The following is an 18,802-nucleotide window of genomic DNA, read 5'->3' on the forward strand; positions in this document are numbered from 1 at the left end:
GAGGTCGAGGTTGTCGGCCTCAACGACGCCAGCGCCACCATTATGGACAAGCTCGCCATGCATGACCGCCCCGACGCCATGGAAAAGGTACTCGGGCATTCAACGCACACGGGCTCTGCCAGTCAGGCACCAGCGCGGGTGAAGACGCTAGTATGACCTGGGGGTCTTCCAAGTCTCTGTTGCGCAGACGCTTATCGCTTTTGTCGATCCGTGCCTCTCTGCGAACAGATATCGCTGAATTCGTTTGTCCCTCGATCGAAATCGTCCACTCCATTGCCATCACAACTTTCGCAACCAAAGAGATGGTGATGGTCCAGGGGCCGGGCGGATCAATCAGAAGGATTTGTGCCGCTTCCAGCATCACGGTTGGACCCAGGAAACGATCGACCAGCCTCAGCCCGAGGTCGGTCCAGGACATCAACCCGCCCGCTGTGATGATGTCGCCATCATCGATCAACCGGTCGGTATCGAGCGTGACTTTTGGAAAGCGGCTGCTGAACGCCTCGGCAAGGGCCCTTTGGGTGGTTGCTGTTCCTCGCAGAAAATATGGGCGGGAGAAGCTGCGCACAGGGCAAAGCCAAACGTCCCAGTCTACCGAGATGGATCGGCCTCCAACCGGAAGTCATAACGGCCGCGATCGTCATCGCGGCCGTGTTCCAAGTCCTGCTTACGCCGACAGATTCTTGACCAGTGGCAGCTTGCGGATGGTCTTGCCCGTAGCGGCACGCAGGGCATTGCCAACCGCCGGACCGATCGGCGGCACGCCCGGCTCGCCGACGCCTGTCGGCGGCTCGTCGGACGCCACGATATGCACCTCGATGCTCGGCATCTGGTCTATCCTCAGCGGCGTGTAGGTGTCATAGTTCTCCTGATCCACCACGCCTCCCGTGAGTGTGAGCTCTTCCTGCAGGATCGCTCCCAGCCCGAAGCCGATGCCGCCTTCCATCTGGGCGCGGATCTGGTCAGGATTGATCGCGATACCGCAATCAACTGCACAGACCACGCGATCAACCGTGAAGTCGCTGCCACCCTTGTAGGTGATCTCGACCACCTCGGCGACGAAGGTTGAGAAGCTTTCATGCAGCGCGACACCACGGAAGCGGCCTTCCGGCAAAGGCGTGTTCCAATCGGCTTTTTCGGCCGCCAGCTTCAAAACGGCGGCATGGCGGGGGTGCTCGTCCAGCATCGACAGGCGGAACTCGACCGGATCGCGATTTGCCGCGGCGGCAAGCTCGTCGATGAAGGTTTCCATGACATAGGCGGTGTGGGTCGAGCCGACCGAACGCCACCACAGCACGGGAATCTTCACGTCGGTCGTCGTCAGGTCGATCTTCAGGTTTGGGATCGCGTAGGGCAGGTTGGCTGCGCCCTCCACGGAAGTCGGGTCGATGCCGTCCTTGATCATTGCCGCCATCGGCGAGCCGCCCATTATGGACTGGCCGACGATGTGGTCGTGAAGAGCGATGATCTTGCCGTCCTTGTCGAGACCCGCCTTGATGGCATGGACATAGGCTGGGCGGTAGCGCCCACCGCGCATGTCGTTTTCGCGGGTCCACTGCACCTTCACCGGTTTGCCGGGGCCGAGTGCGCGCGCCGTAGCGACCGCCTCGACGATCAGATCGGCATCCGAGACCGCGCGGCGGCCAAAGCTGCCGCCAGTCTTCATCACATGCAGCCTCACCTTGTCCGGCGTCGTGCCGCCGACCTGCGCGGCGGCGGCCTGATAGATATCCGGCATCTGGTGTCCGCCCCAGACATCGATGGTGCCGTCCTCATTGACGCGGGCAACCGCGTTGAGCGGTTCGATCGAGGCATGGGCGAGATAGGGAAACTCGTAGCGCCCCTCCACGACCTTGGCGGCATTTGCCAGAGCACCTGCCGCGTCGCCGTCATTGCGCGCGGTGGCTGCAGCCGGGCCAGCGGCGGTCTTGTTGTATTCCACCATGATCTCGGCGGTGCCGCGCTTTTCGGCCTTGGCCTCGTTCCACTTCACCTCCACAAGATCGCGCCCCTTGAGCGCGGTCCACATATTGGTGCCGACCACGGCGATGCCGCGTGGCGTCTGGATCACATCGACGATGCCGTCCAGCGCCTTGGCCTTGGCGGCGTCGAAGCTCGCAACCTCGGCGCCGAATTTCGGCGGATGGATCATGACGGCCGTCACCAGCCCGTCCATTTTCAGATCAATCGTGTAGGTCTGGGTGCCGTTGGTCTTGCCGTGCGAATCGTAGCGCTTGAGCGTGTCCGAGCCGATCTGCCCTTATCGCCTCGTACAACATCCACAAAGGCGTTGGCAGGGATCGCTGCTTCGACCCACATCGAACGGTAAGGGTGATCAACGAGATCAAGCCCGACGTCATTGCCTTGCAGGAAGCGGACCGGCGTTTCGGCGATCGAGCCGGTCTTCTCGACCTCGATATACTCAAGCGTGAATGCGGCCTTGTCCCGGTTCCTCTGGAGTTTTCGCAAGGCGGCCATGGCTGGCACGGAAACGTCATCCTGTACCGGCAAGGCAGCGTCACGGCCGCCCATCAGCTCGATCTGCCGGGTCTCGAACCGCGCGGCGCGCTGGTGGTCGATCTGGACCTGCCGACCGGGCCTTTGCGGATCATCGCGGCGCATCTGGGCTTGCTGCGCCGTTGCAGGGTGCTCCAGATCGCCGCATTGCTGTCCGTTGCCGAGCCCGAGGATGGACGTCCGGTTCTGCTGATGGGCGATTTCAACGAATGGCGGCTCGGTCACAAATCGGCTTTGCAAGGGCTCGCACCAGCTTTTGGTCCCCTGCACGCGCCGATACCGAGTTTCCCGGCACGGTTTCCTATTTTGGCTCTTGATCGCGTTCTCGGTTCTCCACACAATCTCATTTCGAGCGTGAACTTGCATGATACGCCGCTGGCACGGGTCGCGTCCGATCATCTGCCGCTCAAGGCCGTGATTGATCTCTCGGCCACGGGCTCGGATCAAGCTTCGAAACCGGACAGGTTAGCTGCCGCTTAGGCGGTGATCGCAGGGACAGGACGAGAAGAATGATTACCAGTGCTCAATGCCGGGCGGCGCGCGCCCTTGTCGAAATATCACGCGACACGCTCGCCAGACTTGCCGGTACCGAGGTTTCAGTTGTCGAACAGTTCGAGCGAAAGCTGGCAAAGCCGGACGCGGAAACCATTTCCCGCATCCGGGAGGCCCTCGAATCGGTTGGCGCCGTGTTCATTCCCGAAAGCGAGGATGGCAGCGGCGCGGGAGTTCACCTGAAGTTCAACAGCTCATCGACCAGGCGCCTCGCCATTCTCGAAGGCGAAGGCGGCATTGTTCGACCAGATGACGTTCCATGACCGGGTTTGGTGGAGCTTGGCCCGTTCAAGCGCCCCAGCGGCAATATGACTGCGACAAGACAAGCAAGCGCCGACGCGTAAGCGCATGACCCCTTCACGCCAAAGCGCGTGCAGTGTTCAATGCCCGCGCTGCCATCTGACGGTGCTGCTGGTGGCGACATGGCGACCGTCGCCCGGCGTAGGTGGCGTGGTGCTTGCCACCGGATGTCACACCTCTCTCTTAGCGTAGGTGGCCTTCCGTCCTCGCTGTTTGACGTCATGAAACAGATGTCGTCCGCAACGGTTCCCATCCTTCCAACATTCGGTAAGAAAGGTTTCGAAGTACCATGGCGATGTAGGATTTCGCTTTTGCCGAACGTGTCCACAATGACGTGTCAGCGCCGAGCTCGGCGATGCTTTTCGCTCCGAGGTGCGGCGCCGTATCCACCAGCTCCTGGTTGAAGTAATCCATCAGCCCAGCGACGCCGCCGAGGGCTATGGCGGGTCGGTGGGAGTCAACGGACGGCGCGCTATATGATGCAATAATCGGGCTCCCGTAGAGCGTTCTACCTTATGCCGCTGTCCGGGAATGGTCGGAAAGGAGCTCCTATGCAAATGTTCATCTACGAGCCGCTCCCTACCCGAGTCGTGTTCGGAAGGGGAGCCAGGCATCAGCTCAGGGAAGAGGTCGAGCGACTTGGGGGCCGCCGAGCCATCGTACTCAGCACGCCAGGACGGGGGGAACGCCTCGCCGCAGACATCGCCGTGCATCTCGGCTCCCTCAGCGCGGGCGTATGTCCCGAAGCCGTCATGCACACGCCCGTCGACGCGACGGAGCGCTCCCTGGCTATGGTGCGGGAGTCTGGCGCGGATATCCTTGTCGCCATTGGAGGGGGTTCCGCGATCGGCCTGTCCAAGGCGCTCGCCCTCCGCACAGACCTGCCGCAGATCGTGCTGCCGACGACCTATGCCGGGTCCGAGATGACTCCGGTGCTTGGCGAAACGCTCGAAGGACGCAAGACCACCCAGCGTACTCCGAAGGTCCTGCCGGAGACGGTGATCTACGACATCGACCTGACGCTGACGCTCCCGGCGAAGACCTCCGTCACTTCGGGCATGAATGCGATCGCGCACGCGGTCGAGGCGCTCTATGCGACAGACGGCAACCCCGTCCTGTCGCTCATGGCTGAAGAGGGCATTGCCAAGCTGGCGAGCGCGCTCCCGAGGATTATCGTTGACCTCGCTGACGCGGAAGGCAGGGCGGATGCCCTATACGGCGCCTTTCTTTGCGGCGGCGTGCTCGGGGCGACCACGATGGCGCTGCACCACAAGCTCGCCCATGTCCTGGGCGGTATGTTCGACTTGCCCCATGCGGAAACGCATGCGGCTCTTCTGCCGCATACAGCCGCTTACAACGCGCCTGCGGCACCGGATGCCATGGAGCGCGTCGCCCGGGCACTTCGCGTATCGGATGCCCCGCATGGCCTTTTCAATCTGACCCGGTCCCTTGGCGGGGTGATGACGCTCCGCGATCTCGGCATGCCCGAGGACGGGATCGGACCCGCCGTCGAGGAAGCGCTGGCTAATCCTTACTGGAACCCGCGCCCGCTCGAGGCGCATGGTCTCAGGCACTTGCTGGAACGAGCGTGGAGCGGAAAATCGCCCCTCACCTCATGACGGTCGCCCCTCGCGCGCCCTGCTCGCAATGAGCCGCAAAATCTTCCAGGAACCGCTGCAGCCTTGTCCGGGTCTGCTCGTCCGTCAGCTCGCCATCGTCGCTGAAGAGGCCGCCTGCCTGTGCGACCATCAGACGGCCTCTGGTCCACAAATCCGCTCCGAGCGTACGCATCACGGGCAACCATGCGTTCTGGCTCAGGATCGTTCCGAACCTCCCGGGCGACGCGCCGATGATCGCCACGGGTTTCCCGCCCCAGACCCGCTTGATGTCCGAGCCCGGGCGGGTGAGCCAGTCCACCGCGTTCTTGAGCACTCCCGGGATGGAGTTGTTGTATTCGGGCGTTACGATGAGCAGCCCGTCGGCCGCCGCGATCGCGTCCTTGAGTTCAGCCACGGCGGGCGGGATGCCTTCGGCAGCCTCGACGTCGCCGTTGTAGAGCGGAATTTCGGCAATCGACCGGATGTCTAGCTTTGTGCCGTCCGGCATCAAGCCGGGCGCTGCCCTCAGCAGCGCCGAGTTGTAGGAGCCTTGCCTCAGGCTTCCGGATATTCCGATCAGTTGCATGGCCATCCTTTCGCTTCTGCGCGTCCCTCCAGTTAGAGAACGGAAAGGGCTGTGTCACCAAGGACTCTTCCAAAGGGAAGCTAAAGGTGGGTGCCCGGAACTTCTGCGGACGTTGCGAGTTCTATTTAGTTGCTGTCCGGGCAACCCGGCAGCGTTTTTGGGAGGAATGACCAATGCGCAGATTGCCGATGCTGCTTGCTCTCCCGCTGGCCATCGCGGCCTGGACACCCCTGCAGGCGCAGGAGGTCCTGACGGGAGAGGCCGCCTTCGGAACCTGGGAACCTGACTCTCCCGGTGTGCGTCGCCACATAACGCCCGCCGACCTGCCGCCGCCCAGCCTTACCGACAATGATCCTGAGGCCCCGGATTTCGAAAACATGGCCACCGTGGTCCCCGCGCCCGACGGAGCGATGCCAAAAGTTCCTGAGGGGTTCAAAGTCGAGGTGTTCGCCAGCGGCCTGAACCAGCCACGCGTCCTCCGGACCGCTCCCAACGGCGACATCTTCGTGGCTGAAACGGGAAGCGGACGGGTGCTGGTCTTTGCCGCCGACGCATCGGGAAAAACCGAACCAGAGACATTCTCGGAGGGGCTTGACCGACCGTTCGGCATCGCCTTTTTCCCGCCCGCCGAGCCGACGTACGTCTATGTAGCTTCGGCTGACAAGGTCGTGCGCTATCCGTACAAGCCCGGCGATCGCAAGGCTGGCGGCGCGGCCGAAACCATCATCGCGGACATCCCGACCGTTCGGCACTGGACCCGCGACCTTGCGGTTTCACCCGACGGGCAGCGTCTTTATGTGTCGATTGGATCCGCTTCGAACGTCGCTGGCGCGATGCCGAAGATGAGTGAGGAGCAAATCAAAGCTCATGAAGAGACGCACGGCCTTGGCGCTGCCTGGGACGATGAAGAGAACCGGGCGGTGGTTCGCGTCTTCGATCCGGAAGGCCAGAGCATCCGCAATTTCGCAACAGGGCTGCGGAATTGCTCGGGCATGACCATCCAGCCCGGAACGAACACGCTTTGGTGCACCGGTAACGAGCGCGACCACATCGGCCCGAACTTGGTGCCAGACTACCTGACCAGCGTGCAGGAGGGCGGGTTCTACGGGTGGCCCTGGTACTATACGGGCGGCAACGAGGACCCTGCGCATTCCAGCGAGCGTCCCGATCTCAAGGACAAGGTCCTTGTTCCCGACGTGCTGCTCCAGCCGCATTCGTCGACGATGCAGATCGCCTTCTATGAGGGAAATCAATTTCCCGAGGAATATCGCGGCGACGCCTTTGCGACGATGCGCGGGTCCTGGAACCGTGAACTGCGCACCGGCTACAAGGTCGTCCGCGCCCTGTTCGAAAACGGAAAGCCGACTGGTGTCTACGAAGACTTCATGACTGGCTTTGTGCTCGACAACGCCAAGGTCTGGGGTCGCCCGACCGGGCTGGCTGTCGCACAGGACGGTTCCCTGCTCGTGAGCGACGACACCAACGGCACGATCTTCCGTGTCACGGCAGGAAAGCCATAATCCGCTCCTGACGAATCGAGTCTCTGACCAGGGCTGGACTGAGAAGCCCTGCTCTGGTCAGATGGGGTGCAGGTAGGAGCCCTCGACAATCGAGGCTGTCGGCAAGGTAGCCGAGAGACGTGGCCCAATAGAGATGCTCCGGGCACCACGAACAAGGAGATCGGTTTGGCAGGAAGCCTTCCCGCGGTGCCATGGCCCTCGATCCCCTATGCCGAATGGCGCGAGACCTGCACGGCACTGCACCTGTGGTCCCAGATCCTCGGCAAATACCGTCTCGCCCACACACCCTGGGTCAACCACTCGTGGCACGCGACGCTCTATGTCACGCCACGCGGGCTGACTACTGGTCCGGTTCCCGACGCGGGAGGCCTCATCACCATCAGCCTGGATTTCTGTGACCACGTCCTGGTGGCCGAGGCGGAGGGAGGCGCAAGGGCGACCTTCCCGCTGGGGTCGATGAGCGTTGCGGAATTCTTCGACCGGACCTCCCATGTAATCAGGTCCGTCGGTGGACAGCCATTGATGCACGGCTCTCCCAACGAGACCGCCAACCCGGTTCCGTTCGCGCAGGACGAAGTGGGGAGGCCCTACGCCATGGAAGCGGTGCAGCGCTTCCATCAGGCCCTTGTACGTATCGCACGCGTGTTCGAGGGATTCCGCACGAGCTTCCTCGGCAAGGTCTCGCCAGTGCATCTCTTTTGGGGATCGCTCGACCTGGCGGTCACGCGCTTTTCCGGGCGAGACGCACCCTTGCATCCCGGAGGCGTGCCGGGTCTTCCTGACACCGTCTCGCAGGAAGCTTACAGCCACGAAGTGTCGTCGGCAGGATTCTGGCCGGGCGGCTCCGGAGTCGACGAGGCGATGTTCTATTCCTACGCCTATCCTGCGCCAGTCGGCTTCAGCGAGCGGAACGTGGAGCCCCAGGAGGCTCGGTTCGACACGACGCTCGGCGAGTTCCTCCTCCCCTACGAGGCCGTGCGGCGGAGCGCTGATCCGGAGCGTACGCTGATGCGATTCCTTGAATCGACATATGGCGCTGCCGCGGACGCAGGCGGCTGGCCCCGGAGTTCGCTGGAATGCGAGCCGGGCAGGCCGGGGATTCCCAGACAGGTGAAGGCAGCACCGCCTGCCGTCGGGAGGACGGGAGAACTGGCGTGACAACACCATGCATCATCTGCGTTGCCATCACCGGGTCTCTTCCGCAGAAGTCAGACAACCCAGCCGTTCCCATTTCCGTGGCGGAACAGGTCGAGAGCACGCAGGAGGCCTTCGAGATCGGCGCTTCGATCGTACACTGCCACGTCCGCGATGATGAAGGCCAGCCCAGCTCGGACCCGGCAAGGTTCGGGCGCCTGCAGGAAGACATCCGGAAGCATTGTCCCGGCATGATCATCCAGTTTTCCACGGGCGGCCGATCCGGTACGGGAAGCGAACGTGGGGGCATGCTGCCCCTGCGGCCGGACATGGCCTCGCTCGCCGTAGGATCGAACAACTTTCCCACGCGGGTGTATGAGAATCCTCCTGAGCTCGTTGACTGGCTCGCGGGGCAGATGATGATCCATGATGTCAAGCCGGAGATCGAGGTGTTCGATCTCAGCCACCTGTTCAAAGCAGCCGAGATGGTCCGGGACGGCAAGATCATGGATGCGCCCTACGTTCAGTTCGTCATGGGCGTGAAGAATGCAATGCCTGCCGATCGTGAGGTCTTCGATTTCTATGTCCGAACGACACGGCGCCTCCTGCCCAGCGCGCTATGGTGCGGTGCAGGTATCGGGTGGCGCCAGATCGAACTCAACGAGTGGTGCATCGCTACAGGCGGACATGTGCGCACGGGACTAGAGGACAACGTGAGGCTCGACCGAAATACGCTTGCTCCCTCCAACGCCGCCCTTGTGCGCCGTGCAACGGAGCTGTGCGAGCGCCACACGCGCCCGGTGGCGACTTGGGAGGAAGCGCGGATGATGCTTGGACTGAGGCGGACGGGCGCTGTCGCTTTTAGTTAGGTTCTTTCCTCATATGTGGAACGGCCCGGTTGGCAAGGTATTCTCTGCGCAAATCTCCGTCGGACGGTGCAGTCATATGTCCGGCCTGTTGGCGCGGTCATTTGACCGCTGGCCACGATGATATCCGCGATCCGGATCGCCTGATCACTTTGACGCGCTCGACTGAGCGGTATCGAGGTTATCGTCCTCGGGTTCATCACGCTTTTGGCACCTTGCCGCTACATCCCGGCGCCGAGACGCCGGAATTCCGTTTATCCTAATGCCGTCGCCATGATAACCGGCGCCCGGTAGGTACCCCCCCCTTGACGAGAAGCGCCCAGATTGTGCGCGCCATCTTGTTGGCCAGCGCTACGGCCGCGACCTAGTAGGGCCGCCGCACGATTAAGGAGACGACCCAGGCGGACAGCTTCATGCCACGACGTGCCTGCTTAAGGATCGATGTCGCGCCGACGATCAGCAGTGTTCGTAACTGCTTGTTGCCTCGCTTCGATATTCTGCCAAGCCGCTCCTTGCCGCCGCTGGAGTTGGCCCTCGGCGTAATCCCGCGGCCAGTTTGCGGAGAATTGCAACGCGTTGATGAGGCTTGAGCCAACCATCGCGGTCTTTGAATGCACGTTCGGCAGCCTGCAGCTTGCGTTCCAGCGCTGCGGCATCATCGGTCTCGATCTCAGCAATCGGAACGCGATCGAAAGCCTGCACGACCTCTAGCATTGTCAAGTTCCTTTTACTTACAATCCACATCGGGCGTACGGTTGCGCAACTCATCGACGAGTACGCGGATATTCTCGGAATAGTCTATCGGCACATCGACCAGATGAACGCCGCCGCCGGCGAACGCGGCCTCAAGCGTCGGCGCGAGGTCTTCAACCGCGCTTACCCGTGAACCTTTCGCGCCGTAGGCCTCGGCATAACGCACGAAGTCGGGGTTACCAAAACTCATGCCGAAATCCTGAAAACCATCGACCGCCTGTTTCCAGCGGATCATGCCATAGGCGCTGTCATTCAAGATAACCACGACGAGGTTCAGCCCCAGCCGCACCGCCGTTTCCATTTCCTGCGAGTTCATCATGAAACCACCATCGCCGCAGACCGCCATGACACGGCGATGGGGATAGATCATCGCCGCCATCATCGCCGACGGCAAACCTGCTCCCATCGTGGCGAGCGCGTTGTCGAGAAGTAACGTGTTGGCGACATGGGTGCGGTAGTTGCGGGCGAACCAGATCTTATACATGCCATTGTCGAGGCAGACGACGCCATCTTCCGGCATGACCTTGCGGACATCGTGGATGATGCGCTGAGGTGTGATCGGAAAGCGGTCTTCCTCGGCGCGGTCGTTGAGGCGGGCGAGGATCCTTTTGCGAAGCTCGAGCATCTCCTTGTCGGGGGGCAGGCAGCCCTCGAGCAGTTCGCCAAGCGCTTTGACCGAAGCGCCAATATCGCCAATCACTTCAATATTCGGGTGGTAAACCTGTTCGACCGTGGCTGATTGATAACTGATATGGACGACCCTCGGGCCGCCAGCGCTCTGCATCAGGAAGGGCGGCTTCTCGATCGTATCATGGCCGATAGCGACGATCAGGTCAGCGCGCTCGACGGCCTCATGGACATAGTCGCCTTCGGAGAGCGCGGCGGTGCCCATGTAGAGATTGGAGCCGCCGGTCACGGCGCCTTTTCCCATCTGCGTGTTGAAAAAGGGCAGGCCAGTGCGCATGACGAAAGTGGACAGCGCGTCGACCAGAGAAGGCCGGTTTCCCGCCGCCCCGATCATCACGAGGGGCCGCGTGGCGCCGAGAATCGTCTCGGCCGCCAAATCAAGCGAGGAAGGATGGGCAACGGGGCGCTCAAACAGGTGGACCGGAATAATGGAGATGTTCTCGACCTTCTCGGCCGCGACGTCCTCTGGAAGTTCGAGATGGACCGGCCCCGGACGCTCTTCCATCGCAACTCTGAAGGCCTCCCGAACCGTCGCCGGGATGGCCGCCGCGCTGACGATCTGGCGCGTCATCTTTGTGAGCGGCTTCATAGATGCGACGATATCAACGATCTGGAAGCGGGCCTGCTTGGCGCTCATCACGGGCTTCTGGCCGGTGATGAGAATCATCGGCATTGCGCCAAGATGGGCATAGGCCGCGCCGGTCGAAAAATTGAGAGCGCCTGGGCCAAGCGTTGCGAGGCAGACGCCGGGCCTTCCCGTAAGCCGGCCATGGGTCGCTGCCATGAAAGCCGCCGCCTGCTCGTGTCGCGTCAGGATCAGTTCGATGCGCGAGGTCCGCAGCGCCTCGATCATGTCGAGATTTTCCTCGCCAGGCACACCGAAGATACGGTCGACACCCTCGTTTTCGAGCGCGGCGACAAACAGCTCTGACCCCTTAGGCATGATCACACTCCTTCCAGTGGTGACTTCGACGGTATTGGTGGTTACCATCCGCGGGCAAGCCCAATTGCCTCACATCGGCTATGCTGCGTTGTGAGAATGGCATCGTGCACTCGCTCCCGAGGGCAGACTGGCACATTTCGTGATTAGTTCAGTAATAACACCTCCGCTTTCTGTTTTCGCGGCAGCGGTCGATCGATCAGGCGCCAGCTGCCACCTCGTCGGGCCTGAGCGTCATCACGTCCTGCCAGTCAGGATGCTTGCGGTATTGTGCCCGGACATAGGGACAGACCGGCACGATCCGGAAGCCATTCTTGCGGGCATCCTCCACCATGAACGAGACGAGGGCGGCAGCAGCACCGGTGCCCCGCATCGTCTCCGGGGCGCTGGTATGGTCGGCGCTGATGAGTTCGGGTCCCCGTTTGGTGAAGGTGATCTCGGCTTCGCCCTCGATGCTGTCGATGCGAGCCACGTAGCGCCCCGCGCGCGCGTCACGGTCTTCCCGGGTAATCCTGATTTCAGCCATCTGCTTCTCCGCTCTCCTGCATGAACCATTGCCGCGCCAGTACCTCGTCATCCGCCACGATTTCATGGCCGGCATCAACGCTGCGCCATTCCAGCGCCGCGCCGGCGGTCCTGAGCCAGTCGGCCAGCACCGGTGCACCCTTGCCGAATGGGTCGCGCGCACCCGCCAGCATCAGCACCCACGTCCCTTCCAGCCCGGTCGGCGGCAGTTCCTCCAGCACCGGTGTGGCCCGCAGCAGCACCGCCCGGCGGATGGTTTGCGGATAAAGCACCATGACGGCGGCGGCGAAATTCGCGCCGTTCGAATGACCAATGAATGTAATGCGCGTGGCGTCTAGCCGATAGGCGGCGACCGCGCCCTCCACGAAGGCCGCGAAGGCCTCGGCCTCGGCTTTTATGTCGGGCTGGTCGAAGCGGGTCGCGGTCAGCCGGCGAAACCAGCGGGCGTTCCCTTCCTCGTGACTGCGCCCGCGCACGCCAAGCAGCGTGGCGCGCGGGGCGATACGCCGGGCCAGCGGCATCAGGTCGGCTTCGTTGCCGCCGCTGCCGTGAAGCAGCACGATCGTGCTGTCGTCAGGATTGCCCGGCACATGGAAGCGGTGCACGAAGGGCAGGTCGCGCGGCGCCATGCGCGGCTCGCCAGGCATCGAGAATTGCGGCAGCATCACCGCGATGTCCTGCTCCCTGGCCTTATCATGCGGCGGCACCAGCAGCGTCTCGCCCAGATGCCCAGCATCTTCGTCGACCGTAAAGCCCGGCCCATCGGTAGCGAGTTCGAACAGCGTTCCTCCCGGCTCGCGCACATAGAGCGAGGTGAAATATTTGCGGTCGTGCACAGTGGTCGCCGACGAATTGAGGCGCGACAGGGCCTGCTCCTCGGCGGTGACGGCGGCAACATCCGCGGCGCGGAAGGCGACATGATCGGCGGTGCCGGTGCCCGGAATGCCCGGCACATAGCCGGAGACATCTCGGATATCGATGGCGTCGGCGGCGCAGACCATGCGCGTGGTGTTTTCCATACGCGGTCCCGGCCGGTAGCCGAACCGGGCGACAAATGCCGCCGTCTCCTCCGGCGTCTCGGTCAGGATCGTCACCGCGCGCAGGCGGCGCGGGGCCACCGCCACCTCGCCCCAGGGCTGCGCGGCGGCAATATCCGCGCCCACCAGCTTGACGATGAACCCGTCGGGGTCCTTCAGTCGCAGCACCGGTTCGCCGAACTCGCGCGACGGCCCCTCGAACGGCACGCCAGCACGCAGGGCGCGCGTCATCCACTCGCCGAGGCTGTCGGGCGGCACCGCAAGGGCGATCTCCGCGACCTGGCCCGTGCCGACCCGTCCCGCTGCTCCGTCCTCCCAGACGAGGAAGGTGATCAGCGAGCCGGGGGAACCGAGGCGATCCCCGTAGAACAGGTGCAACTGCAAGGCGTCCTCATAGCCGCCGGTGCGCTTGACCAGGCGCAGGCCGAGGAAGCCGACATAGAAATCGACATTGGCCTGCACATGGCGCGTGATGAGTGTGACATGATGGATGCCGCTGGCGGCTGTACTGTTCAAACAGCAACTCCGGGGATGATGCGCGTCGTCGGCAACCGGACAGCCGTCAGGTCGCTCCCGCGCTGGCGGCACTGAGGTCTCGCAAGTGCTCTCACCCGTGCGATGAAGAGTAAGGTGGGCATATCCATAATCCCACTCTCGATCAATTCGCCGCCGCCGGATAGGGCAGCATTACGACGTGGGTCTCGGCATGAGGCAGGCCAAAGGAGCCGCCGAGCACATGGCAAAGCTTGTGATGCAGCGCCATACCGACCTGCCCAAGCACCGTACCGCACGGCCATGCGCCGTAAAGCGTCTCGCCGCGCGCCGTCAGGTCCCGCGGGCTCTCCCGGATTATCGGCAGACCATCGCGGAAGGCGCGCAATCCCTCGATGGCGAACAGCGTCGAAACCGGATTGCGGTCGCGCACGGATGGAGAGGAATAGGTGAAATCGGGCTCGAAGGATGGTCGCTGCACCTCTTGCGGCTCAGAACGAACTGAGATCGGTGATATAGGCTTCGAAAAAGTCGGAGAAGGTCGCGACCTTCAGCGGCAGCCGCTCATAGGGCGGATAGTAGAGCGTGAGCCAGATCTGCGGCGCGCTCCATTCGGGCAGCACTTCCACGAGACGGCCGGCCGCGAGATCGTCATCGATGATGAAGCGGGGCAGAAGCGCGATGCCCTCGCCGTTGACGGCAAGGCGGGCAAGCAGATCGCCATTGTTGGCGCTGAAAGCGCCGCTCGCCTTGTGTACGCGGCGGCTCGGTCCCCTTGTCAGTTCCCACTGCTCCTCGCGCGCGTCGAAGCGGTAGCTGAGGCAGGCATGATCGGCGAGATCATCGGGAGAGGTGGGGGTGTCGCGGGCGGTCAGATAGGCCGGAGACGCGATAAGCACACGCTGCACTTCGCATATCTTGCGCCAGATGGTCGATTTGTCGTCTGGCGGACCGGAGATGCGGATGGCGAGATCGTATTCATCCTCGACGATGTCGACGAATCTGTCGGTGAGCGCCAGCGACACATGGGTCTGTGGGTGGAGCGTGACGAATTGCGACAGCACCGGAGGCAGCACCTTCATCCCGAGCGAGATTGGCGCACTGATCCTTATGGTGCCGGAGGTGATGCCCTGTTCCTCGCGAGTGTCCTCCGCCGCACGCGCCAGACCGTCCGACAGCGGCGCCACCCGCGCCGCGTAGACGGCTCCCGCCGAGGTCAGCGACACCTGCCGCGTTGTTCTGACCAGCAACTGCACACCGAGCCGCCTCTCGAGAGCGGCGATCGTGCGGGTAACGGAAGCAGGCGTCATGGCGAGTTGGCGCGCCGCGCCGGCAAAGCTGCCCTGCTCGGCCACGGCCAGGAATACGCGAAGAGATTCAAGTTCACCCATCGCGGCATTATTACACCAAACGCAACAATCAATGCAAGATTATCACGGTTCTGGTCGAGACCGGTTCATCCTATCTTCAGTCATCAAGACAACCGAGAGCGAGGACACTACCATGCTCACCCAGATCAAGGGCCTGCACCACGTCACGTCGATGGCGGCGGATGCGCAGCAGAACAACGATTTCTTCACCGGAACGCTCGGCCTGCGCCGGGTCAAGAAGACCGTCAATTTCGACGCGCCGGACGTCTATCACCTCTATTACGGTGACGAGACCGGCTCGGCCGGCACGGTGATGACCTATTTCCCCTTCCCGAATATTATCAAGGGCAATCGCGGAGCGGGCGAGGTTTCCGAAACCCTGCTTTCGGTGCCTAAAGGTACGCTCGGCTACTGGAAGGACCGTTTCACCGCACAGAGCCTGAGCGGCCTTGAGGCGAACGAAGCATTTGGCGAGAAGCGCCTGCGCTTTGCCGGTCCCGACGGCGATGGCTTCGCGCTGGTCGAGGTCGATGGCGACAAACGCCTGCCCTTCGCCGGCGGCCCGGTCGCGGTCGATGACGGCGTCCACGGTTTCCATGGCGTCACCATGCGGCTTCGTGACGGTGGCGCGACGGGCGAGCTGCTCAAGTTCATGGGCTATGAAGAAGTCGACACCAGTGGCGGGCTGACCCGTTATGCGGTCAGGAACGGCAATGGCGCCGACTTCATCGATCTCGAAGTGCTGCCCGGCGCACCGGTCGCCCGCCAGGGGGCCGGTTCGGTTCACCACGTCGCCTTCGCCGTCGATGACCGCGCCGCGCAGCTTGAGGTGCGCAAGGCGCTGATGGATACCGGCTACCATGTCACGCCGGTCATCGACCGCGACTATTTCTGGGCCATCTACTTCCGCACCCCCGGTGGCGTCCTGTTCGAGGTGGCGACCAACGAGCCCGGCTTCGACCGCGACGAAGACAGCGCCCATCTGGGTCAGGCGCTAAAGATTCCCGCCCAGCATGAGCATCTGCGCAGCCGGATCGAGGAAATCCTCCCGCCCATCGTCGATTGATCCCACTGTCTCCCCGCCGGTCCGGCCGGCGGGGAATGTCCAAGGAGAACGCCATGTCCCGCGACACCTATCATCACTTTGCCAAACAGCCCGCCGCCGGCGCGCCGATCGTCTTCACCTTTCACGGGACGGGCGGCGATGAGCACCAGTTCACCGGCCTGATCGAACAGGTCCTGCCCGATGCCGGGATCGTCTCGCCGCGCGGCGACGTCTCCGAATTCGGCGCCAACCGCTTCTTCCGCAGGAAGGCAGAAGGGGTTTACGACATGGCGGATCTCGAAGCCCGCACGGAAAAGATGGCGGGCTTCATCCGGGCGCATCGCGAGGCGGCTGAAGACGCGCCCGTTTACGGGCTCGGCTATTCGAACGGTGCGAACATTCTCGCTTCCGTGATCTTCAAAGTGCCGGATCTCTTCGACCGGGTCGTGCTGATGCATCCGCTGATCCCGTGGGAACCCACGGCCAATCCGGGCATGAACGGTCGGCGCATCCTGATCACCGCCGGCCGGCATGATCCGATCTGCCCCCTTCCCCTGACCGAGACGCTGGCGGCGTATCTCGAAGGTCAAGGCGCCAAGGCCGACCTGCAATTGCACGACGGCGGCCATGAAGTGCGACCGCAGGAAATTGACGTCATCACCACTTTCCTCAGACGGGACCGGTAGCCCCGTTTGTGGATAAGGGCGCAGACGCAACGCGCCTGAAAGCGCCTTTGGGCGGACAAAACCGAAGTCTACCAAGTAATAGATGGAGAATCCGATGAACATCTCTAAACGATTGGCCAAGGGACTTATGACCTTGGCAACTGCCGCTGCGCTGCTCATGCAGCCAGTCGCCAGTGTCGGCCTCGCCCAGGCACAGGAAGCGTCTCAGACGCCAACAATCCAGGGCCTTTCGCGCCAGCCGACCCAGGCGGCTTTCGACGCACTGCTTGACCCGAATGACGCTGTCCTTCTGCTGCTTGATCACCAGACAGGCCTGTTCCAGACTGTCAATGACATTGACGTTGCTACCCTGCGCGCCAATACGGTGGCCCTTGCCAAGATAGCAGAGCAGGCCGGTATTCCGATCATCTACACGGCTTCCGAGCCTGATGGTCCGAACGGCCCGATCATGGCAGAGCTGCCCGCAGCCGCTCCGAACGCCATCTATGTCGGGCGCAAAGGCGAGGTCAGCTCCTGGGATAATGAAGACTTCGTCAAGGCCGTTGAGGCCACCGGCCGCAAGACGCTGATCATAGCTGGTGTCTGGACCAGCGTATGCGTCGCGTTCCCGGCGCTTCAGGCACAGGCTGACGGCTACAAGGTGTTCGCGGTGATGGATGCCTCGGGCGACGTGAGCAAGATGGCGTCTGACGCAGCCATGCTGCGCATGGCGAACGCCGGTATTCAACCGGTGACGACCAACACCATCCTCAGCGAAACCCATCGCACCTGGAACCGCGACGATGCCGCGACCTGGGGTTCGCTGTACAGCGAACTGGTTCCTGAGTACCACGCCGTGGCCGAAAGCTACGCGCGCGCTCAGGAAGCCGCGAAGAAGTAAAGTACGACTTGCTGCACGCGGTTTCACAACCGCGTGCAGCGCCCAAATTATCAAATTATATTTTCCCGCAGACTTATCCATAAATGCGCTGATGTCGCAGATCTCGACGGGAAGCCAACGCGCGAACCCGTGCTGCCCCCGATACTGGCCTGCAATCGTCGCTTGGATACAAGGAGGGTGGTGGCCGGCAGGAATCAAAGCTGCTAGCCGCTTGCAGATTAACTTACCAGGTCCAAGGAGAAACTGATGAGCTGGATGCCCGACATCGACCCCAAATGCCCGGAAGCAGGCAATATCGATGAAATCGAGACGCTGATCGTGCCGCGATCGCGCGACCTCGGCGGGTTCGAGGTGCGGCGCGCCTTGCCAGCGCCCAAGCGCCAGATGGTCGGTCCTTCTTCGACCAGATGGGACCGGCCGAATTCATCGACGAGGGCGGCATCGACGTGCGTCCCCACCCCCATATCGGGCTTGCAACCGTCACCTATCTCTATCAGGGCGAGTTCCAGCATCGCGACAGCCTCGGCACCAACCAGATGATTTATCCGGGTGAGGTCAACTGGATGGTCGCCGGAAACGGCGTGACCCACTCGGAAAGGACCAGCGCGCAGACCCGCGCCCGGCTGAACCAGTCGCTGTTCGGCATCCAGACTTGGGTGGCCCTGCCCGAGGCTCATGAAGACATGACAGCGACTTTCGAGCATCAGGACAAGGAAGCCCTTCCCCTCATCACAGGCGAGGGCAAGGAGGTTCGGCTCATACTCGGCAGTGCGTGGGGTCAGCGCGCGCCGGTCAAAACCTTCTCCGAAATGTTCTACGCCGACGCCGTCCTGCAACCCGGCGCGAAGATACCGCTGCCCGACAACCATGAGGATCGCGGCATTGGTCCCCTGACCAAGAGACAGACGATCAGCACCGTCCACTTGTCGCCGATACGATCAAGAACGTATCGCAGGCACGATTTCCTTCTTTCAGTCCCTTGGTCTGCCGGGCTGGATGGCTTACGTCACGATCGCGGCCGAACTGGTCGGCGCGGCTTGTCTCATTCTTGGCATCTATCCGCGATGGGCAGCCGTGTTGCTTGTGCCGTTGATTGTGGGAACCATCGTCACCGTCCACGGCAAAAAGGGCTGGCTGTTCAGCAATGCTGATGGCGGTTGGGAGTACCCGGCATTCTGGGCAGCGGCCCTTCTGGCGGTATTCTTGGCTGGCGATGGCGCGGTCGTGCTCGTGAAGCCATCGGGACTTGTTTACAGCTATCGGGATAGCAGACTAGTTCTGCTTAAGCCCTGCCGCGTTTTTGAATCATGAAAG

16 protein-coding genes and 6 pseudogenes are annotated in these 18,802 nt (G+C 62.5%); 11 read left to right on the forward strand and 11 right to left on the reverse strand.

The window, feature by feature from the left end:
• Nucleotides 1–319 precede the first annotated feature (319 nt).
• Nucleotides 320–529 (reverse strand): annotated as a pseudogene (locus ACX3P1_RS22740) (helix-turn-helix domain-containing protein); the annotation flags it as partial.
• Nucleotides 530–667: 138 nt separating this feature from the next.
• Nucleotides 668–2,176 (reverse strand): xanthine dehydrogenase family protein molybdopterin-binding subunit, encoded by a 1,509-nt coding sequence (locus ACX3P1_RS22745; RefSeq protein ID WP_459081865.1) that lies wholly within the window; start codon nucleotides 2,174–2,176, stop codon nucleotides 668–670.
• Nucleotides 2,177–2,259: 83 nt separating this feature from the next.
• Here ACX3P1_RS22745 and ACX3P1_RS22750 point away from each other — a divergent pair.
• Both ACX3P1_RS22750 and ACX3P1_RS22755 read left to right on the forward strand, forming a co-directional pair.
• Nucleotides 2,260–2,997, forward strand: a pseudogene (locus tag ACX3P1_RS22750) (endonuclease/exonuclease/phosphatase family protein); the annotation flags it as partial.
• A gap of 29 nt (nucleotides 2,998–3,026) precedes the next feature.
• Nucleotides 3,027–3,332, forward strand: coding sequence for a helix-turn-helix domain-containing protein (locus ACX3P1_RS22755; RefSeq protein WP_459081866.1), 306 nt, complete (start codon nucleotides 3,027–3,029; stop codon nucleotides 3,330–3,332).
• 256 nt (nucleotides 3,333–3,588) lie between these two features.
• On the opposite strand, the gene ACX3P1_RS22760 is transcribed toward ACX3P1_RS22755, so the two are convergent.
• Nucleotides 3,589–3,783, reverse strand: a complete 195-nt coding sequence (locus tag ACX3P1_RS22760) for a hypothetical protein (protein WP_459081867.1) — start codon at nucleotides 3,781–3,783, stop codon at nucleotides 3,589–3,591.
• Nucleotides 3,784–3,920: 137 nt separating this feature from the next.
• Between ACX3P1_RS22760 and ACX3P1_RS22765 the strand changes: the two genes are divergently transcribed.
• Complete coding sequence (locus tag ACX3P1_RS22765) at nucleotides 3,921–4,988, forward strand: maleylacetate reductase (protein ID WP_459081868.1); 1,068 nt, start codon at nucleotides 3,921–3,923, stop codon at nucleotides 4,986–4,988.
• Here ACX3P1_RS22765 and ACX3P1_RS22770 read toward each other — a convergent pair.
• The gene (locus ACX3P1_RS22770) at nucleotides 4,978–5,553 is read right to left on the reverse strand and encodes an NADPH-dependent FMN reductase (protein ID WP_459081905.1); all 576 of its coding nucleotides are present in this window, start codon (nucleotides 5,551–5,553) and stop codon (nucleotides 4,978–4,980) included. The two genes, ACX3P1_RS22765 and ACX3P1_RS22770, sit on opposite strands and share 11 nt — an antisense overlap.
• A gap of 173 nt (nucleotides 5,554–5,726) precedes the next feature.
• Between ACX3P1_RS22770 and ACX3P1_RS22775 the strand changes: the two genes are divergently transcribed.
• The 3 genes from ACX3P1_RS22775 to ACX3P1_RS22785 all read left to right on the forward strand — a co-directional run bounded on the left by ACX3P1_RS22775 (nucleotide 5,727) and on the right by ACX3P1_RS22785 (nucleotide 9,076).
• Nucleotides 5,727–7,073, forward strand: a complete 1,347-nt coding sequence (locus tag ACX3P1_RS22775; RefSeq protein WP_459081869.1) for a PQQ-dependent sugar dehydrogenase — start codon at nucleotides 5,727–5,729, stop codon at nucleotides 7,071–7,073.
• A gap of 165 nt (nucleotides 7,074–7,238) precedes the next feature.
• Nucleotides 7,239–8,231 (forward strand): DUF5996 family protein, encoded by a 993-nt coding sequence (locus tag ACX3P1_RS22780; RefSeq protein WP_459081870.1) that lies wholly within the window; start codon nucleotides 7,239–7,241, stop codon nucleotides 8,229–8,231.
• Complete coding sequence (locus ACX3P1_RS22785; RefSeq protein WP_459081871.1) at nucleotides 8,228–9,076, forward strand: beta-keto acid cleavage family enzyme; 849 nt, start codon at nucleotides 8,228–8,230, stop codon at nucleotides 9,074–9,076. Before ACX3P1_RS22780 ends, ACX3P1_RS22785 begins: the two co-directional genes overlap by 4 nt.
• Before the next feature lie 256 nt (nucleotides 9,077–9,332).
• On the opposite strand, the pseudogene ACX3P1_RS22790 reads toward ACX3P1_RS22785, so the two are convergent.
• The 7 genes and pseudogenes from ACX3P1_RS22790 to ACX3P1_RS22820 form a co-directional block, all read right to left on the reverse strand.
• Nucleotides 9,333–9,605: pseudogene (locus tag ACX3P1_RS22790) on the reverse strand (transposase); the annotation flags it as partial.
• Between the two features lie 14 nt (nucleotides 9,606–9,619).
• Nucleotides 9,620–9,787, reverse strand: a pseudogene (locus tag ACX3P1_RS22795) (aldehyde dehydrogenase family protein); the annotation flags it as partial.
• Nucleotides 9,788–9,800: 13 nt separating this feature from the next.
• Nucleotides 9,801–11,456 (reverse strand): acetolactate synthase large subunit, encoded by a 1,656-nt coding sequence (locus ACX3P1_RS22800; RefSeq protein WP_459081872.1) that lies wholly within the window; start codon nucleotides 11,454–11,456, stop codon nucleotides 9,801–9,803.
• Between the two features lie 196 nt (nucleotides 11,457–11,652).
• Nucleotides 11,653–11,979, reverse strand: a complete 327-nt coding sequence (locus tag ACX3P1_RS22805; RefSeq protein ID WP_459081873.1) for a GNAT family N-acetyltransferase — start codon at nucleotides 11,977–11,979, stop codon at nucleotides 11,653–11,655.
• Nucleotides 11,972–13,531, reverse strand: coding sequence for a VOC family protein (locus ACX3P1_RS22810; RefSeq protein WP_459081874.1), 1,560 nt, complete (start codon nucleotides 13,529–13,531; stop codon nucleotides 11,972–11,974). Before ACX3P1_RS22810 ends, ACX3P1_RS22805 begins: the two co-directional genes overlap by 8 nt.
• A gap of 145 nt (nucleotides 13,532–13,676) precedes the next feature.
• A pseudogene (locus ACX3P1_RS22815) lies at nucleotides 13,677–13,937 on the reverse strand (maleylacetate reductase); the annotation flags it as partial.
• Between the two features lie 61 nt (nucleotides 13,938–13,998).
• Nucleotides 13,999–14,898, reverse strand: a complete 900-nt coding sequence (locus tag ACX3P1_RS22820; protein ID WP_459081876.1) for a LysR family transcriptional regulator — start codon at nucleotides 14,896–14,898, stop codon at nucleotides 13,999–14,001.
• 112 nt (nucleotides 14,899–15,010) lie between these two features.
• Between ACX3P1_RS22820 and ACX3P1_RS22825 the strand changes: the two genes are divergently transcribed.
• From ACX3P1_RS22825 to ACX3P1_RS22845, 5 genes and pseudogenes are all read left to right on the forward strand, one after another.
• Nucleotides 15,011–15,943 carry a ring-cleaving dioxygenase gene (locus ACX3P1_RS22825; protein ID WP_459081877.1) on the forward strand — a complete coding sequence of 311 codons (933 nt, stop codon included), beginning with the start codon at nucleotides 15,011–15,013 and terminating at the stop codon, nucleotides 15,941–15,943.
• A gap of 53 nt (nucleotides 15,944–15,996) precedes the next feature.
• Nucleotides 15,997–16,608, forward strand: coding sequence for an alpha/beta hydrolase (locus ACX3P1_RS22830; protein ID WP_459081878.1), 612 nt, complete (start codon nucleotides 15,997–15,999; stop codon nucleotides 16,606–16,608).
• Between the two features lie 82 nt (nucleotides 16,609–16,690).
• Nucleotides 16,691–17,488, forward strand: a complete 798-nt coding sequence (locus ACX3P1_RS22835; RefSeq protein ID WP_459081879.1) for an isochorismatase family protein — start codon at nucleotides 16,691–16,693, stop codon at nucleotides 17,486–17,488.
• Between the two features lie 246 nt (nucleotides 17,489–17,734).
• Nucleotides 17,735–18,372, forward strand: a pseudogene (locus tag ACX3P1_RS22840) (pirin family protein); the annotation flags it as partial.
• A 112-nt stretch (nucleotides 18,373–18,484) separates the two neighbouring features.
• Complete coding sequence (locus ACX3P1_RS22845) at nucleotides 18,485–18,799, forward strand: DoxX family protein (RefSeq protein WP_459081880.1); 315 nt, start codon at nucleotides 18,485–18,487, stop codon at nucleotides 18,797–18,799.
• Nucleotides 18,800–18,802 lie beyond the last annotated feature (3 nt).

Source organism: Mesorhizobium sp. A623 (genome assembly GCF_054489405.1).

Excerpts from the sequence above, each read along its gene's own strand:
- ACX3P1_RS22745 (WP_459081865.1), bottom strand. The coding sequence starts at position 2,176 with ATGGACGGGCTGGTGACGGCCGTCATGATCCATCCGCCGAAATTCGGC.
- ACX3P1_RS22825 (WP_459081877.1), top strand. The coding sequence starts at position 15,011 with ATGCTCACCCAGATCAAGGGCCTGCACCACGTCACGTCGATGGCGGCG.
- ACX3P1_RS22755 (WP_459081866.1), top strand. The coding sequence starts at position 3,027 with ATGATTACCAGTGCTCAATGCCGGGCGGCGCGCGCCCTTGTCGAAATA.
- ACX3P1_RS22805 (WP_459081873.1), bottom strand. The coding sequence starts at position 11,979 with ATGGCTGAAATCAGGATTACCCGGGAAGACCGTGACGCGCGCGCGGGG.
- ACX3P1_RS22845 (WP_459081880.1), top strand. The coding sequence starts at position 18,485 with ATGGCTTACGTCACGATCGCGGCCGAACTGGTCGGCGCGGCTTGTCTC.
- ACX3P1_RS22830 (WP_459081878.1), top strand. The coding sequence starts at position 15,997 with ATGTCCCGCGACACCTATCATCACTTTGCCAAACAGCCCGCCGCCGGC.
- ACX3P1_RS22800 (WP_459081872.1), bottom strand. The coding sequence starts at position 11,456 with ATGCCTAAGGGGTCAGAGCTGTTTGTCGCCGCGCTCGAAAACGAGGGT.
- ACX3P1_RS22835 (WP_459081879.1), top strand. The coding sequence starts at position 16,691 with ATGGAGAATCCGATGAACATCTCTAAACGATTGGCCAAGGGACTTATG.
- ACX3P1_RS22820 (WP_459081876.1), bottom strand. The coding sequence starts at position 14,898 with ATGGGTGAACTTGAATCTCTTCGCGTATTCCTGGCCGTGGCCGAGCAG.
- ACX3P1_RS22765 (WP_459081868.1), top strand. The coding sequence starts at position 3,921 with ATGCAAATGTTCATCTACGAGCCGCTCCCTACCCGAGTCGTGTTCGGA.
- ACX3P1_RS22775 (WP_459081869.1), top strand. The coding sequence starts at position 5,727 with ATGCGCAGATTGCCGATGCTGCTTGCTCTCCCGCTGGCCATCGCGGCC.
- ACX3P1_RS22770 (WP_459081905.1), bottom strand. The coding sequence starts at position 5,553 with ATGCAACTGATCGGAATATCCGGAAGCCTGAGGCAAGGCTCCTACAAC.
- ACX3P1_RS22760 (WP_459081867.1), bottom strand. The coding sequence starts at position 3,783 with ATGGATTACTTCAACCAGGAGCTGGTGGATACGGCGCCGCACCTCGGA.